The sequence below is a fragment of the Rhodococcus koreensis genome (genome assembly GCF_017068375.1).
Lineage (GTDB): Bacteria > Actinomycetota > Actinomycetes > Mycobacteriales > Mycobacteriaceae > Rhodococcus_F > Rhodococcus_F koreensis.
Genome location: NZ_CP070609.1, coordinates 682,759 through 698,388, shown reverse-complemented (window position 1 = coordinate 698,388; position 15,630 = coordinate 682,759). Strand labels below are relative to the sequence as shown.

At 68.5% G+C, this 15,630-nt stretch carries 11 protein-coding genes and 2 pseudogenes; 5 read left to right on the top strand and 8 right to left on the bottom strand.

The genetic code is table 11. The features are described from left to right. Positions 1-150: 150 nt before the first annotated feature. Complete coding sequence (locus JWS14_RS03170; protein WP_206012478.1) at positions 151-4,008, bottom strand: Pls/PosA family non-ribosomal peptide synthetase; 3,858 nt, start codon at positions 4,006-4,008, stop codon at positions 151-153. 124 nt (positions 4,009-4,132) lie between these two features. Next, the gene (locus tag JWS14_RS03165) at positions 4,133-4,597 is read right to left on the bottom strand and encodes a MarR family winged helix-turn-helix transcriptional regulator (protein WP_206012477.1); all 465 of its coding nucleotides are present in this window, start codon (positions 4,595-4,597) and stop codon (positions 4,133-4,135) included. Between the two features lie 187 nt (positions 4,598-4,784). Here JWS14_RS03165 and JWS14_RS03160 point away from each other — a divergent pair, with 187 nt between their 5' ends. Then, positions 4,785-5,756, top strand: coding sequence for a CHAD domain-containing protein (locus JWS14_RS03160; protein WP_206012476.1), 972 nt, complete (start codon positions 4,785-4,787; stop codon positions 5,754-5,756). Positions 5,757-6,074: 318 nt separating this feature from the next. Here the strand turns inward: JWS14_RS03160 and JWS14_RS03155 are convergent, their stop codons facing one another. Next, positions 6,075-6,455: a hypothetical protein gene (locus tag JWS14_RS03155; protein ID WP_206012475.1), complete on the bottom strand. Its 381-nt coding sequence runs from the start codon at positions 6,453-6,455 to the stop codon at positions 6,075-6,077. 383 nt (positions 6,456-6,838) lie between these two features. Continuing rightward, positions 6,839-7,507: a TetR/AcrR family transcriptional regulator gene (locus JWS14_RS03150; RefSeq protein WP_095863896.1), complete on the bottom strand. Its 669-nt coding sequence runs from the start codon at positions 7,505-7,507 to the stop codon at positions 6,839-6,841. Between the two features lie 177 nt (positions 7,508-7,684). Between JWS14_RS03150 and JWS14_RS03145 the strand changes: the two genes are divergently transcribed. Further along, on the top strand, positions 7,685-8,656 hold the full coding sequence (locus JWS14_RS03145; protein WP_206012474.1) for an NAD-dependent epimerase/dehydratase family protein: 972 nt from the start codon (positions 7,685-7,687) through the stop codon (positions 8,654-8,656). 68 nt (positions 8,657-8,724) lie between these two features. Here JWS14_RS03145 and JWS14_RS51695 read toward each other — a convergent pair. The 3 genes and pseudogenes from JWS14_RS51695 to JWS14_RS03135 form a co-directional block, all read right to left on the bottom strand. Next, positions 8,725-8,784, bottom strand: a pseudogene (locus JWS14_RS51695) (hypothetical protein); the annotation flags it as partial. A 125-nt stretch (positions 8,785-8,909) separates the two neighbouring features. Next, complete coding sequence (locus JWS14_RS03140) at positions 8,910-9,362, bottom strand: SixA phosphatase family protein (RefSeq protein ID WP_095863898.1); 453 nt, start codon at positions 9,360-9,362, stop codon at positions 8,910-8,912. 453 nt (positions 9,363-9,815) lie between these two features. Further along, entirely contained in the window at positions 9,816-10,121 is a 306-nt protein-coding gene (locus JWS14_RS03135) for a hypothetical protein (protein ID WP_095863900.1), read from the bottom strand. A gap of 558 nt (positions 10,122-10,679) precedes the next feature. Here JWS14_RS03135 and JWS14_RS51690 point away from each other — a divergent pair. The 3 genes and pseudogenes from JWS14_RS51690 to JWS14_RS03120 all read left to right on the top strand — a co-directional run. Next, positions 10,680-11,028 (top strand): annotated as a pseudogene (locus JWS14_RS51690) (helix-turn-helix domain-containing protein); the annotation flags it as partial. A 354-nt stretch (positions 11,029-11,382) separates the two neighbouring features. Further along, complete coding sequence (locus JWS14_RS03125; protein WP_420855107.1) at positions 11,383-12,549, top strand: IS701 family transposase; 1,167 nt, start codon at positions 11,383-11,385, stop codon at positions 12,547-12,549. Between the two features lie 335 nt (positions 12,550-12,884). Further along, positions 12,885-14,501: a hypothetical protein gene (locus tag JWS14_RS03120; RefSeq protein ID WP_206012473.1), complete on the top strand. Its 1,617-nt coding sequence runs from the start codon at positions 12,885-12,887 to the stop codon at positions 14,499-14,501. A 74-nt stretch (positions 14,502-14,575) separates the two neighbouring features. Here the strand turns inward: JWS14_RS03120 and JWS14_RS03115 are convergent. Further along, a protein-coding gene (locus JWS14_RS03115; RefSeq protein WP_241031247.1) for an IS5 family transposase occupies positions 14,576-15,485 on the bottom strand; the annotation gives its coding sequence in 2 pieces (ribosomal slippage) (positions 14,576-15,133 and positions 15,135-15,485; 909 coding nt in all). Between the last annotated feature and the right edge of the window lie 145 nt (positions 15,486-15,630).

The window sequence follows — 15,630 nt, the reverse complement described above, 5'->3', positions numbered from 1 at the left end:
CTTTGGTAGGAACACGATTGGTAGGAACACACGATGCCGACCCCGCCGACCCACGTCGCCGAGCGGCTCCGAGCTGTCCGTGTACACGAACGTCGTTACCCAGCGCAGGAGCTCGCCTGGGGTGGTTGACTCCTGCCGTACGTGGGTCGGTCAGGTCGCGGGTGCGATGGGGTTGCCCTGCCAGCGGGTGGACGGTGGGACGGTGTCGCCGCGCATTACCAGTGAGGCGGGGCCGACGGTGGCGCCGTCGCCGAGGGAGGCGGCGGGAAGGGCGACGCAGTGCGGTCCGAGGGTGGCGCCCGCGCCGAGGGTGACGGTGTCCAGGCTCATGATGCGGTCGTGGAACAGGTGGGTCTGCACGACGCTGCCCCGGTTGACGGTGGCGCCGTCGCCGAGGTGCACCAGATCGGCCTCGGGGAGCCAATAGGTTTCGCACCACACGCCGCGTCCGAGGTGGGAGCCCATGGCCCGCAGCCAGGTGTTCAGTGCGGCGGTGCCGGTGGCTGCCCGTGCGAACCAGGGTGCGGCGACCGTCTCGACGAAGGCGTCGCAGACTTCGTTGCGCCACACGAACGAGCTCCACAGCGGATGCTCGATCGCCTCGATGCGTCCGACGAGGACCCACTTCGCGGCCACCGACACCGCGGCGGCTACCGCACCGGCGAGGATGAGGACGACACTGCCGAGCGCGGCCGCGGCGAGGTAGCCGAAGGTACCGGCCAACGCCTCGAGCCCGAACAGCACGCCGAGCCCGATTCCGAAGCTGATCACGACCGGGATCAACCGGCATGTCTCGACGGCGGCGCGGGCGATCTTGAGCCGCAGCGGCGGCGCGAAGGTGCGGGCGGCGTCCGTCTCGTTCGCGGCCCGCCGCAGTCGCACCGGCGGGCTGCCCAGCCAGGACGAGCCGGGCTTCGACTTGTTCGGCGCGGCGGACAGCACCGCGACCAGACCGTTCTTCGGTACCCGGCGTCCGGGCCCGGTCATGCCGGAGTTGCCGAGGAAGGCGCGTTTGCCGACCTTGGCCCGCTCGATCCGCAGCCACCCGCCGCCGAGTTCGTAGGCGGCGATCATGGTGTCGTCCGCGAGGAATGCGCCGTCGGCGACGGTGGTGAACTTCGGCACGAGCAGGACGGTGGAGGCCTCGACGTTCTTCCCGATCTTCGCGCCCAGCAGGCGCAGCCAGCCGGGGGTCAGCATGCTCGCATAGAGCGGGAACAGGAAGGTGCGGGCGGCGTCCATCAGACGCTCGGTGGCCCAGACCTGCCACCCGATGCGGCTGCGCACCGGGTGATATCCCTCGCGCAGGCCGATGCCGAGCAACCGGACGGCGAGGACGGTCAGGGCGGCGAACACGATGAGTGCGAGCAGGGTGGCGGCGGGAAGCATTGGCAGCGCCGCGGCGGCGGCGGCACCGACGGTTTCGGCGCCGCGGATCCACCAGCCGAGCAACGCCAACCCGCAGCCCAGTGCGATCAGCGGCATCGCGGACAGCGCCAGCGAGGTGAGTCCGTAGACCGGCACCCATCGGGTCGCGGGCTCGGGACGCTGCGCCGGCCACCGGTGGCGGGCCTTGCCGACCTTGGCGGCGGGTGATCCGGCCCAGCGCTGACCGGCCTTGACCTTGCCGAGCACCGCGGACCCGGGGGCGATCTCGGCGTCGCGCCCGATCGTGGCCCCGGGAAACAGTGTCGACCGGGCGCCGACCGTCGCGCGTTCGCCGATACTGATCGACCCGACGCGCAGGACGTCGCCGTCGAGCCAATAACCGGACAGGTCGGTCTCCGGTTCGACGGAACAGCCGTCACCGAGTTCGAGCATCCCGGTGACCGGGGGCAGGGTGTGCAGGTCGATGCCGCGGCCGATCTTCGCGCCCAGCGCGCGGGCGTAGTAGATCATCCACGGTGCACCGGACAGGTTCGCGGCGCCGCTGGCCTCGACAAGGCGTTCGGCCAGCCACAGTCGCAGATGCACCGAGCCGCCACGGGGGTAGGTGCCCGGTGTGAGCGTCCGCAGCAGGATGCGGGCTCCGAGCACGGAAATGGTCATTCGGCCGAGCGGGGTGATGAACAGCAGGAACATCGCCGCCACCGCCGGCCAGGGCAGCGTCGGTGCCCAGGGGAGGTCGACGAACCGTGCCGCGATGTTGTTCGCGAGCGCCAACCAGGTGACCCACTGCAGTCCGGTCAGGGTGCTCAGTGGCACGGACAGTGCGAGCTGCGCCCACTGGGCGCGGCGCGATGTGGGGGTGACTGTGCGCGCTTCGACCACTGACGCAGGGGCCAGGTCGTCGAGGAACTCGGCCAGCGATCCCAGCCGCGGGTGGTCGTACAGCTGGGCGACGGTGACCTCGGGGAACCGTTCCCGCAGGGCACTGACCAGTTGGGCGGCGCTGAGCGAGCCCCCGCCGATCGCGAAGAAGTCGTCGTCGGGCCCACCCACCCGCGCGCCGAGAATCCGGGCCCACAACTCGGCGACCCAGGCCGCGGTGCCCTCCAGCTCCGCCGCGGCGGCCTCGTGCGGGCCGGTACCCGGCAGCGGCCAGGGCAGTGCATTCCGATCCACCTTGCCGGAGGTGCGGGTGGGCAGCTCGTCGAGCACGGCCAGGCGGGGCACCAGTGCGGCCGGAAGCTGTCCGGCCAGCAGGGCCCTGGCCTCGTCAACATCGAAGTCCTTCGGTGCGGCGAGGTATCCGACGAGCAGCGCGCTGCCCGAGGCGGTGGTGCGGACTGCGGCAGCGGCCCCGGCGACCCCGGGCAACGACTGCAGCGCCGCGTCCACCTCGCCGAGCTCGATGCGCCTGCCACCGATCTTGACCTGGTCGTCGGCGCGGCCCTGGAACAGCAGCCCGGCGCGGTCCAGCCGCACCAGGTCGCCGCTGCGGTACGCGCGGTCCCAGCCCAGGGTCGGCATCGGCGCGTACTTCTCCGCGTCCTTGGCGGGGTCGAGGTAGCGAGCCAGCCCGACCCCGCCGATCACCAGCTCACCGACCTCACCCTCGGCGACCGGGTGGCCGTCGGCGTCGACGACGGCCAGGTCCCAGCCGTCGAGGGGCAGTCCGATCCGGACCGGTCCGGTCCCGGTCAACGGCGCGGCGCAGGCAACGACGGTGGCCTCGGTGGGACCGTAGGTGTTCCACACCTCCCGGCCCGGCACCGCCAGGCGCGCGGCCAGTTCGGGTGGGCAGGCCTCGCCGCCGAAGATCAACAGCCGCACCGATTCCAGCGCCTCCGCGGGCCACAACGCCGCCAGCGTGGGCACGGTGGAGACCACGCTGATCTCGCGGGAGATCAGCCACGGACCGAGATCCATGCCGCTGCGCACCAGCGACCGCGGCGCCGGGACCAGGCAGGCCCCGTGCCGCCACGCCAGCCACATCTCCTCACAGGAGGCATCGAAGGCCACCGAGAGACCGGCGAGGACCCGGTCGCCGGGGCCGAGCGGGGCGCCCTGCAGGAACAGGCGGGCCTCCGCGTCGACGAAGGCGGCGGCGTTGCGGTGTGAGACGGCGACCCCCTTCGGGGTGCCGGTGGAGCCGGAGGTGAAGATGATCCAGGCGTCGTCATCCGGCGTCGGGACACACACCTCGGCCGGCACCGACGCCAAGGCCTGGGCGCCTTCCGCGGTGACGATCGTCTTGACCCGCGCCTGACCGAACACCAACTCGGCCCGCTCGTCCGGGTCGTCGGCGTCCACTGGGACGTACGCGGCGCCCGCGGCCAGCGTGGACAGGATCGCCAGATACAGCTCCCGCGAACCCGAGGGCATCCGGATGCCCACCCGGTCGCCGGCCCGCACCCCGCGGCCCGCCAGCCGGCGCGCACCCTCGCGTACCTGCACGATCAACTCCGCATACGTCACGGTGGCATCGCCGTCGTCGATCGCGGGCGCGTCCGGGTACCGACGGGCGGTCGCCTCGAGGATGTCGAGCAGGGTGCGGGGCGGGGCCGCGAGATCACCGCGGGTGAATTCGGCGGGAAGGAGCCGTTCTCTGAGTGAGACGGACATGGAGAACCGTTGTTCCTCTCTGGGGTGGGCACGCCGGGGTCTGAGGTGGGCAGGCCGGGGCCAGGAACCCGAGATCGATGAGCGACAGTGGCGCGGGCGACGGAGGTCGCGTCGGCGTCAGGCGTCAGGCGCCGATGTCGGCGAGTTCCTTCGGATGGCCCAGGGCGCGCAGCGCGAGCCGATGCAGGGTCCGGCGTTCCTTCACCGTGAGATCGGCGAACACTGTGTCGGTGGCGCCGTCGACCAATTCTTCGGTCCGCGCCACCGTCTGCTCGCCGTCCTCGGTCAGCGAGAGCAGCTGCTTTCGCCGGTCCTTGGCGTGTTTTCTTCGCACCACGAAGCCTCGTTTCTCCAGGCCGTCGACCAGGCGCACCATGTCGCTGCGGTCGACGGCGAGAACGTCGCACACCTGACGTTGGGTGAGTTCACCCTCCTGCTTCAGGCACGCAAGGATCCAATGCATTCGAAGGGATAACCCCTCATCGGCCAGCGCAGAATCGAGCTGCACACGCCCCACCCGATGGAGGTCGGCAACGACGAATGCTGCGCTGCGCAGCAACGCGTCGGGAGGGGTGGTCGATTTGGGCACGCCGACCACCGTAGCACTTTGCGGGGGATGCAGATGATGGGTGACACCCGCAATCGTCGGCGTGTCGCCGCAGGTAACGGTCTTGACCAGCGGTGATATCGAAGATTATTGGTCGACTCACACCCACGCGCTCGGCGTGGTGGGACAGTGGAGTCATGGGGTTCGCCGACCACCGAGGAGGGCTCCGATGAGCACCACACAGGCCCCCGCCGTCGAGGAACGACGCAGTCGCAAGTCCAGCGAACCCGGAGACTTCCTCCGCCGGTACCTGCAGCGGGAGATCCACAATCTCGGCGTCGCCGACAGCGCCGTCCGGCGTGACGAGCCGGAGGCGATCCACGACATGCGCAAGGCGGCGCGACGCGCCCGCAGCGCCTTACAGGCATACGCCCCCGGGCTCGGACTCACCGAGGCAGCGCAGCCGCTCGTCCTGGACCTGCGATGGCTCGGCCGACGACTGAGTGAGGCGCGCGATGTCGAGGTTCAGTGGCAGCGAATCATCACCCGGATCACCGAGTCGGCGGCCCTACCCGGACAGGAATCCGTGTACGCCCGCGTGAACGAGTACTTCGCCGAACAGGCCCAGGTGGCTCGGAACTCGGCGCTCGGTGCACTCGATTCGGACCGCTATCGTGCGCTCCTCGATTCGCTGAACGGAATCGTCGACGAACTCGCCGCGAGATCCCGACCAGGCCCGTCGACGCACGCACCGGCCACAGGCGCAGCGACCGGGAACGCGACGGCGGCGGACCTCGTGCGGACGCTGAAACAACTGGCCACCAAGGTGTCCAAACGGGTCGACAAGGTGAGTGACAGCGGCTCGCGCACCGAGCGTGACGAGCGGATCCACCGCGCCCGCAAGGGCGCGAAGCGGATGCGCTACGCGATGGAGGTGATCCGCCCCCTCGCCCCGAAGAGGACGAAACGTGCACTGGGCCACTTCAACGACTTCCAGGACGTCCTCGGCGAATTTCAGGATTCGGCGGTGGCGCGGGAGCGGCTCCTCGGTATCCTCACCGCCCGCGATCACACCGCACAGTCGAGTTTCGGGCTCGGCATCCTCTATCAACAGGAACTGCGGATCGGCGACGAGCAGGCCGAACGCCTGGACGGTCAGTGGCGGGCGGCACGCAAGGCGGCACGCCCCCTCTGGCGATGACCGGCCGAGCAGGACGATGTGCTCCTTGGGGATTCGTCGACTGGCGCATTGACCGGAACGCGGTGAGTTCTGATATGCCGACTCGGGTGACGGGACTGTCGAACCGCGGTGTGGCGCCATCGGCTGCCACCCATTCGCAGGCGCCGGACCGTTTCGCTGTTGCGCCTGGGTCAGGATTGACGCTCGTGTGCGAGGTCGATGAGGCGATGTGCGAGCGTCGGGGCGAGCTGGAAGGTTCGGATGAGGTGAGCGGCGTCGTACCCGGATCTCGCCTCGGACCACGCCGCCCAGAGCTGCGGGATCTTATCGTCGGGTTGATCACGCAGCTCCGCGGGCAGTCGTTCTCGCAGGTCGTCGTACAAATCCTCCGCTGATGGTGGCGTCGGTGTGCGATGCGGCGGCAGTGGCGTCCACCGCCTGTGACCGGTCATGAGACCAGTCTTCTCTCCACCGGAAGGCGGGCGGGTCGGCTGGTCCCGACATCAGCCACGCCCAGTCCCCGACCAGCACGGCGGCGAGCCCGAGCAACCCGGCCAGCAGGATCCGGGTGCCGGTCTCGTGCGAGCCCCACAGGCCGGCCACCTGCATCGGCCAGGTGCGCCACGGGCGTGGCGCCCGGAGGGTGACCGGGACCTCGTCGAGCACCGCACCGACGCCGCGGATGCCCCGCGGCCGCTGGCCGACCAGGGTGACCGCCAACCGGCCGGGTCAATGCACGAACCGGCTAGTGACGGGGCGGCCAGATCCGCGGGTGAGGTGACATCGCACTGGGGCAGGAACCGCGCCAGTTGGTCCCCGATGGTGCGGTCGAATACGGAGTTCGTCGTCGGGCCCGACAAGGTGGCGCGCCTCGTGCCCGCGCTGCGCCAGCGACGAACACACCCGCCGAGCCACCGTGGTGTCCCCGAGCACGACGAAGGAATCTGCCGCCATGTGTTGCCCAAAAAGACGAAGCGACTGTTTTCGTGCGGGATTGTCGTCCGCGCGCGCCACCGATCTTGCGAGCAAGCGCATTTGACTCGGGCATCCTTCCGCGATCCGGCGGCTTTTGAATTCCCTCACGGGCGGGTTGGGTTCGGACGTCACGGGTGGGCGGTCGCCACCCACTGCTCGAATCGTGTCCGCAGGTCCGGTGCGGGGGTGGGGAGACCGGCGCCGGCGAACGCGCGGCGCACTGCCAGCTCGTACACCGCGGCCGGATCGTCGACCCAGACGAGGTGGTGATTGACCTCCAGGGTCGCGGCGCCGTGGAACGCCGTCCAGACGACGGCGAGCTCGTCGGCGGGTAGCTCGGCGGCGTCGAGGTCGGCCAGGGCGTCGACGATCGGTGCGAACACCGCGGTCTGTGCGGCGATGGTCGGGCCGCCGGGCGGGGCCTGGTAACCGGGCAGTTGGTCGGAGAAGATCAGGTTGAATTCGCTGCGATGTGTCAGGGCCCAGTTCCGGTATGCCAGGGTCCCGATCATCGCCCGGTCCGCCGGCGGTGCGTCGTCGAAGGCGGTGACCGCTTTCATGGTGGCCGCGGCCAGGTTTCGGTAGCTCCCGAGGAGCAGCAGGGTGAACACCTCGTCGAGGCTGCCGAAGTAGGTGTAGAGCGAGGCAGGTCCGAGTCCGACGGCGCGGGCGATCGCCCGCATGGATACCGCTCCGGGCCCACCCTGGGTGAGCTGGCGCCGCGCCTCGGCCTCGATCTCGGTCAGCAGTTCGCGGCGTTGCCGTTCCCGTCGGGTCTCCGGCTTCCCACTGGACATCGGTCCACACTACCCAGAATTCCGCCATCTTCCGAACATCGTTCGGGAACAGTACACTCGTCATGTCGAACACTGTTCGGAATTCGGTCGATAGTCGATAAGTGCTGTTGGCTCTGCCGTGCCGGTGATCGCAGAAGCCGGCCCTACTGCCCGCCCCCTCGAAGGAGTCACCAAAAAATGGCCACCACATCACACGTTGTGCTCGGTGCCGGTCCGGTCGGACGCGCCGTCATCTCCTCACTCACCGCGCGCGGGATCACCCCCACCGTGGTGACCCGCACCGGACAGGCGGTCCCCGGGGCGATCAGCCTGCGGGCCGACCTCGGCGACCCGAGCGCGGCCGCCGCCGCGACCGCCGGAGCCGAGGTGCTGTTCCAGTGCGCCCAACCCGCCTATCACCGCTGGCCGCAGGAGTTCCGGGCCTTGCAGAGTCGGGTGGTCGACGCCGCCGCCGAGGCCGGGGCGCTGCTGGTAGCGGCCGAGAACGTCTACGGCTACGGCCCAGTTTCTGGGCCGCTCACCGAGGTGCTCCCCCTGGCCGCGACCACTCGCAAGGGCCGGGTGCGGGCACAGATGTGGCGCGACCTCGCCGACGCACACCAGGCCGGGCGATTGCGCGTCGTGGCCGGGCGGGCATCGGACTTCTTCGGGCCCGGCGTCACTGCGTCCGCGGTCGGCGACCGCTTCTTCGGACCGCTCTGCCGCGGCGAGCGGGTGGACGTGGTGGGCGATCCCGACCGCCTCCACGCCTATACCTATGTCCCCGACTTCGGTGAGGCGCTGGTCCGGTTGAGCGAGACACCGGCGACCTGGGGGCACGCCTGGCACGTCCCGAACGCCACCACCGTCACCACCCGCGAGTTCGCCACCATCGCCGCGGGCCTCGCCGCCGCGGCACCGTTGCGGCTGCGCCCGGTCCGGGCCTGGCAATTGCGTCTGGTCGGGTCAATGGTGCCGGCGGTTCGCGAGATCGCCGAGATGCTCTACGAGTTCGACGAGGACCACGTCGTCGACCACACCGCGTACACCAGTGTGCTCGGTGACCACGCCACCCCGTTGGAGGACGCGGTGGCGGCCACCGTCGCGGAATACACCGCGCCCCGCCGCCACGACGAGCACGCCAACCGCCTCCTTCGTCGGCGCGCATGATGGGGCGCAGTCGTTCGGTCATTCTCCGGTGTCCACCTGGGCGGTTGGAGGACGGCGGCCCAGCCGTTGGCGACGTCTTCGACGTAGCGGTGGCCGAGACCTGCAGGAACGTGACGACGGGAATCCATTGCCCGCCACATGCTTGGGCGAGTGGCGGGTTCCGTGTGGCTGCCGGCGGCGCCGGATCCCAGCCGACTGCTGGCCGACCGGGTCCAGTGGCATGGCCGCGGTGGTCGGAGCCCGAATCGGCCGGTCAGGTTCGAGGGTTCGGCCCGACATAGCGGGGACCGCGGTCAGGGTGCACGATCCACAGACCACCCTTCGCGGTCTTCCCGGTCGGCAGAAAGCGCGCGGCACTGTGGGCGGTCGCGGCCGCAGCCAGTTGGTCGAACACCTCCCCGTGCGTGCACCAGAGAGTCCCGTCGTCGCACCGGCCGAGCGCGGAGAGCAGCGCACCGACCGGGGCGTCCCTGACCAGACGCGAATCGTCGACGATCGGCAGTCCACGCGCCACCGCCAGGGGTTGCAGGGTTTGCCGACAGCGCACGGTGGGACTCGAGAACAACGCGGACAGTGCGACATCGGCGAGGGCATCGACGAGATGAGCGGACTGCTGGTGGCCGAGGGGGCTGAGCGGGCGGACCACGTCCGGGCCCTGCCACGCCTTCTTGGCGACGGCGTCCGCGTGACGCACCAGCACGAACATGGTTGCCCTCCCGGGGACATCGGCGCGGCGTTGTGCCACCGCCGGACAGGATAGTGCCGACGGTCGTCGGGCAGCGAGCAGACGCCGACCGTCGAGATGCCTGGTTCAGGGTCGGCGCGCCCGGGCCGGTCGACCCTGCCGCGTCCGCGCCACCACCGTGGCTCCGGCGCTCACGCGGGAGAGGCGGGCGCGACACCCGCCTGCACTCCGCAACCGGGTCCTGACACCCTCTGGGTGGAGGCGATGTCTCTGCACCGGCACCTGGCGCACAAGGAGGACATCCTCGACGGCGTCTTCGCCGCCGACGATGGGGTCCGACTGGTAGGCGGCCACGCGGCGGCGAGAATCTCGGCGCGCGGAGTGCACGCACGTCATCGTTGGGCCACCGCTCTGTTGGAGTCGCGGGCCAATCCCCGCCCGGGACGTTGCGCCACCACGACGCGGTGTTGGTAGTCAGCAGCCCGCGGGTTTCTCCTGGAGCTCGCCTCGATGGCGGAGACGATCCTGGGCCGACTCCGGCCGGACGAGTACCCCCACCTCACCGAGTTCGTCGCGCAGCACGCCATACAACCCGGGTACGACTTCGGCGACGAGTACGAGTACCTGGCGACTTGGTCCTCGACGAACTCGAGCGGGCATGCGCATCCCCCGGACCCGGACCGCGATCCGCCGAGCGGTGGTAGCCACACCGCCGCCGACATCGTCGTCTGTCCAGGCGAGTCCACGCGGCTGCTGGCCCCAGATGAACTGACCGATCATCGATCCTTTGCCGGACGTTTGGATCTAGACCTAGACAGGGAAGGAGTCAGCGAACGGCGGCCCATTCGTCGGCCGGGGCCACCAACGACCTTCGCTGTCAGCCCGGGCTCCTGCTGCCAGCGCGTAGCTGTGGAGCTGCTGCATCGGCCATTCCGTCACGTCGAGGAGGGCCACGAGTTGGTGCGTGGAGATTCCCTCGTTCGCTGCGACCGTGCGGGCGATGCGTGCTCTTGTGACGGCACTGCTCAACGTCGTGTCATAGTGACCGCCCGGTGCGCAGTTCTGGGTGATTCTGCATTCTTCAGGGCTGCTCATCGTCTCGGTTCCGCTTCCTGCAACGTCCCAACGTGGGACTGATGGTGTCTCAAACCGCTTTTCGTAAGGCAATCGCTCGGCAAGCTCGAGTCGGCAGCTCCGACGCGGAGCACGCCTGGGGATTCACACTCTAGGAATCCGGCGTTCGCTCACCGTTCGCGTCGTCGTCCCGCCGGCGAACGGTCCCGCCCGATCCGAGTGATCGAGGTCTGCGCACTTGAGCGCCTCTGGGTACGCCGACCAATCGCCGATGAGCGCACCGGCCGGACAGTCAAGCTCAACATCGGTGGATCTGTCTACGACCCCACCGATCCGATCGGACGGCTGTTGTTCACGACGCTGCCGTGATCGCGGAGTTCGAGCCGACCCGGCCAGGGCTCGCACCCGAGAAGGGATGGCCGTCGCGAAAGCCAAAGGTCGGCTCCGCGGCAAGAAACCCAAGCTCAGCCCGCACCAGGAACCCCACCTCGTCGAGCTGCACCGCGCTGGCCGGCACACCACCACCGAACTAGCCGAACTGTTCAACGTCGCCCGATCCACCGTCTACCGCGCCATCCGACGCGCGGGAGTCGAGCCGTCCGCGACAGATTGACTCCGAGCTGTGGCCGGTGTTCACACGATGCCTACTAGCTTCGTCACGCTCTCCCAACGGGTTTCGACCTGATTGCCTCAACTCGGCTCAATCGTTGTTTTTACGCTGGAAACTACGGTCGGGCCCACCGGGTGATCACAGCTCGAGCACCCAAATTCGGCTCACTGGTCGACCCGGGTTCGCGCTGGCCGTGTGGATCGACAGAAATGACGATGGACGTGGCGGGATCCGCTAGCCTCGCAGACCGTTGCCCGACCCGAAAGGCAGCAAGGCTGTCTTCGACGCGCACTAGTACTACAGTCGCGTTTATTTTGATCTTGTCGGTGTGTCGGCTCAAGTTCCGAGAGTCGCAGGATGCATGGTCCGTGTGTGGGCGATGATGTGTGCGTGGCGCAGGTGCGGGTGTGGGCAGAGGGGCTCGCGGAGATCGATGCCTTGATCGGGCATCGTTTCGCCAGGTCCGAGCCCCGCAAGCATGCGGTGGAATATGTGCAGGGGTTGCTCTCGGGTGAGGAGCGGAAGAATTCGTGGACCCTGTCCGAGCGCGCGGGTGATCGGTTGCCGGACGGGATGCAGCGACTGCTCTCGACGGCGGACTGGGATCCCGACGCGGTCCGCGACGATGTCCGCGATTACGCGGTCGGGCACCTCGCGGATCCGTCCGGTGTGTTGATTCTCGACGAGACCGGGTTCTTGAAGAAGGGCACCCGCTCGGCCGGCGTGGCCCGGCAGTACTCGGGGACCGCGGGCCGGGTCGAGAATTGCCAGATCGGGGTGTTCTTGACCTATGCCACTGCGGCGGGTCGAACGCTGATCGACCGAGAGCTGTACCTGCCCAAAGCCTGGACCGACGACCGTGACCGGTGCGTGCAGGCCGGGATCCCCGCCGAGCGCGAGTTCGCGACCAAACCCGAGCTGGCGATCGCGATGCTCGAACGCGCCGTCGCCGCCGGCGTGCCGGCACGATGGGTCACCGGAGATGCCGTATATGGGCAGGTGCACCGGCTCCGTGCCCGTTGCGAGGAACTCGGATTGTCCTACGTGCTGGCTACTTCGGTGAACCAACGCGTCATCACCGTCGACGGCGCCGAGCTCCGGGTCGACGAGGCGATCGCGGCGGTGCCTGCCCAGGCGTGGCGGACCCGCTCGGCCGGTGACGGCGCGAAAGGTGAGCGACTCTACGACTGGGCGCGCACACCGGTGCGCGGGGTGAACTGGCCGACGGCGGTGTACTGGCTCCTGGCCCGTCGCAGTCGCACCGATCCGGAGGACCTGGCGTACTACCTGTGCCACTGCCCGGCGCGCACTACCTTGACCGAATTGGTCACCGTCGCCGGAACACGTTGGGCGATAGAGGAAACCTTCCAGACCGCGAAGGGCCAGACGGGCCTCGACCACTACCAGGTTCGGCAGTACGCGGGCTGGTACCGGCACATCACCCTCTCGATGCTCGCGCACACCTTCCTCACCGTCACTCGGTCAAAAAGGGGGCCCGAGAACCCGGCGACGACAGCGAGTTGATCGCACTGAGCGTCCCGGAGATCCGACGGCTGCTCTGCCTTCTGATCTGGACGTATCTACCCGACCCCCGCCACGTCCTCGCACGCTCCCACTGGCGCCGCCGCCATCAACACCGGGCCCGACAATGCCACTACCGAGCCCGAGGACACCTGTCCTAAACGCGACTGTAGTACTACCGGGGCTGCGCCCCAGCCCGACGAGTCGTGTGGTGGCGGCTGCGCTCCGGGGGCCCCGGCCGGTCGGGGTGATGACCCTGGTCGACGACGTCGATCGGGTGTATGAACCGTCGTAGCGGTTGGTTGGCCTGCCGGCCGCCCGATCGTCCGGAGCTCATCATGACCATACCGCGCAGCGTCGCCGACGTGCTCACCACGCACACGCTCTTCGACGTCGAGTGCATCGACCGGATGTACCTCAACGTCTACGTTCCCGGCCTGCAGTACGCTCCCGGCCTGGTCGCCTACGTGCATCGGCAGCTGGGATTGCCGGTCGCCTCCACCGCACCGCTGGCCAGGATCACCGACCGCTTCGCTGCGGCGGTGCACCGCTTCGCCGACACCGGGCACATCCCGTGGGTGGACTTCGCGAAGGGCCAGCGCAAGGACGACGTGATGCACGAGTACCTCGAGCAGTTCACCGCACCCGAGGGGGTGGTGTTCATTGGCCGGGCGCAGGAGAGGACACCACTGTTCCGCACGGAGAAACGACGCGACGCCGACGGCAAGAGTTATCCGTGGATCGTCAAGTCCACCGGCGTGGTCAACCATTACTACTTCTACTGCGTCGACGCCGACTTCGGCCCGTTCTTCCTCAAGTTCTGCTCGTACTTCCCCTACAACGCCAAACTCTGTATCAACGGCCACCACTGGGCCCAGCGTCAGGCCGCGAGGGCCGGGCTCGGGTTCACCGCGCTCGACAACGCCTTCGCCGCCGTCGATGACCCCGACGCGTTGCAGGCGATCTGCGATCGGCTGACCGGTCCACGGATCGACGCCCTCCTCCGGAAATGGCTGGCGATTCTGCCGGATCCGTTCACCGACGCCGATCGGGACGCCGGCTACCGCTACGACCTGTCGGTGTTGCAGGCGGAGTTCTCCCTGACCCAGATGCTCGACGCCCCGGTTTCCGGTCGGGTCTTCTTCGAACAGGTCATCCGCGACAATCTCGATCTCGGCCGCCCCGACCAGGTCACGTTGGTCTTCGACCGGCGGTTGATGCGCCGCGGCCCCCGTGCCACCCCCGGGCGATTCCGCACCCGGGTGATCACCGAGGGCGTCACCCCCAGCCTGCACGTCGATTACAAACACACCACCATCAAGCAGTACCACAAGGAGGGACGCGCCCTGCGCACCGAAACCACCATCAACGACACCCGCGATTTCCACCTCGGGAAACGACTGACACATCTGCCCGCCCTGCGGGAGATCGGCTTCCACGCCAACCGCCGCCTACTGCGCGTCCAACGACTCAGCCACGACCCGATCATCGGCGCCGACGCCCTCGCCGCCATCACCGCCCCCGTCATCACCACCACCGGCACCCGTGTCCCGGGACTACGGTTCGCCGATCAGCGCAGCCACGCCCTGCTCTCCGCACTGCTGGTCTTCCGGCTGCACCCGAACGGCTTCACCAACAAGGACCTGCGCACCCTCACCGGCGAGCTGCGTGGACTCGACCCGGACGAAGTGTCCGCCGGGCAGATGACCTACGACCTGCGCCGGCTGAAAACCCGCAGCCTCATCGTCCGGATCGAGGGCACCCACCGGTATCAGGTCACCGACCTCGGACTCGACACCGCGAAGTTCCTCACCTGTATCCACGATCGGGTCCTGCGCACCGGCCTGGCCGAACTCGCCGCTCCGACAACCACTCCCGGCCGCCTGCGATCAGCTGCCACCGCCTACCGCACCGCCGTCGATACCCTCACCGCCACAGCGCAACTCGCAGCCTGAAATATCAAGCAGTCGAACGTGACCCACACACCACAAACTTGACCCCAAAACCCGGCTACGCCGCTTCTAGCTACCTAGGGCATGTCTCCCAATAGTTTGAGCCATTCGACGATGCCGGCGAGGAGGAATCCAGCCCGGTAAGTCAGGGCAAGCTTGTCATACCGGGTTGCCACCGCTCGCCACTGTTTTGCCTTGTTGAAGGCCCTTTCCACCACGTTGCGGCCCTTGTACGACTCGGCATCGAAGTTTGGTGGACGCCCGCCCGCGCTGCCCTTGTTCTTGCGGTTGGCCACCTGATCGGACTTCTCGGGAATGACCGCCTTGACGCCCTTGCTGCGTAGCAGTTCTCGATTGGCCTTGGATGTGTACGCCTTGTCGGCACGGACCTCGTCCGGGCGCGTACCGGGTGCGCCGCCACCGATGCGCGGCACGCAGATGCCCTCCAGGAGCGGGCCGAACATCGGGCTGTCGCCGGCCTGGCCAGGACCCACCAGCACCGACAAGGGACGTCCGTCGCCATCGCACGCCAGGTGAACTTTGCAGGTCAACCCGCCGCGGGACCGGCCGATGCCGTGATCGACCGGTTCGTCAAGCAGATTCGTGTAATTCGGTAGTTCCCCCTGTGTCACGCGCGGCGTTGGCACCGTGCTGGTGCACCCGCACCACGGTGGAATCCACCGACACCGCCCAATCCAGGTCGCCACCGGCATCGGCCATCGCGGCCAGGGCTATGAGCACCCGATCCCACGTTCCATCCCCGGCGTAGCGTCGGTGCCGTTTCCATACTGTCTTCCAGGGGCCGAAATGCGCAGGTAGATCCCGCCACGGGAGCCTGGTACGCAGCCGGTAGAGCATCCCCTCCACCACGAGTCGGCTGTTCTGGAACTTCCGCCCCCGCAGCCCATCCGAACTGGGCAACAGCAGCACAAGCAACTCCCACTGCTTGTCCGTCAACACCTCAAACCGATTAACAACGTCTGCCACAGCGAAGAGTCTGCAGCACAACACCCCAAATCATTGGGAGACACGCCCTAGCGGTGATCGGTCGTGGACCTGTACCACGCCCGATCACACCTGCACGCCATGGATTCTCAGCTCGCCGATACCCTCTGCGACGAGCACCTCGACT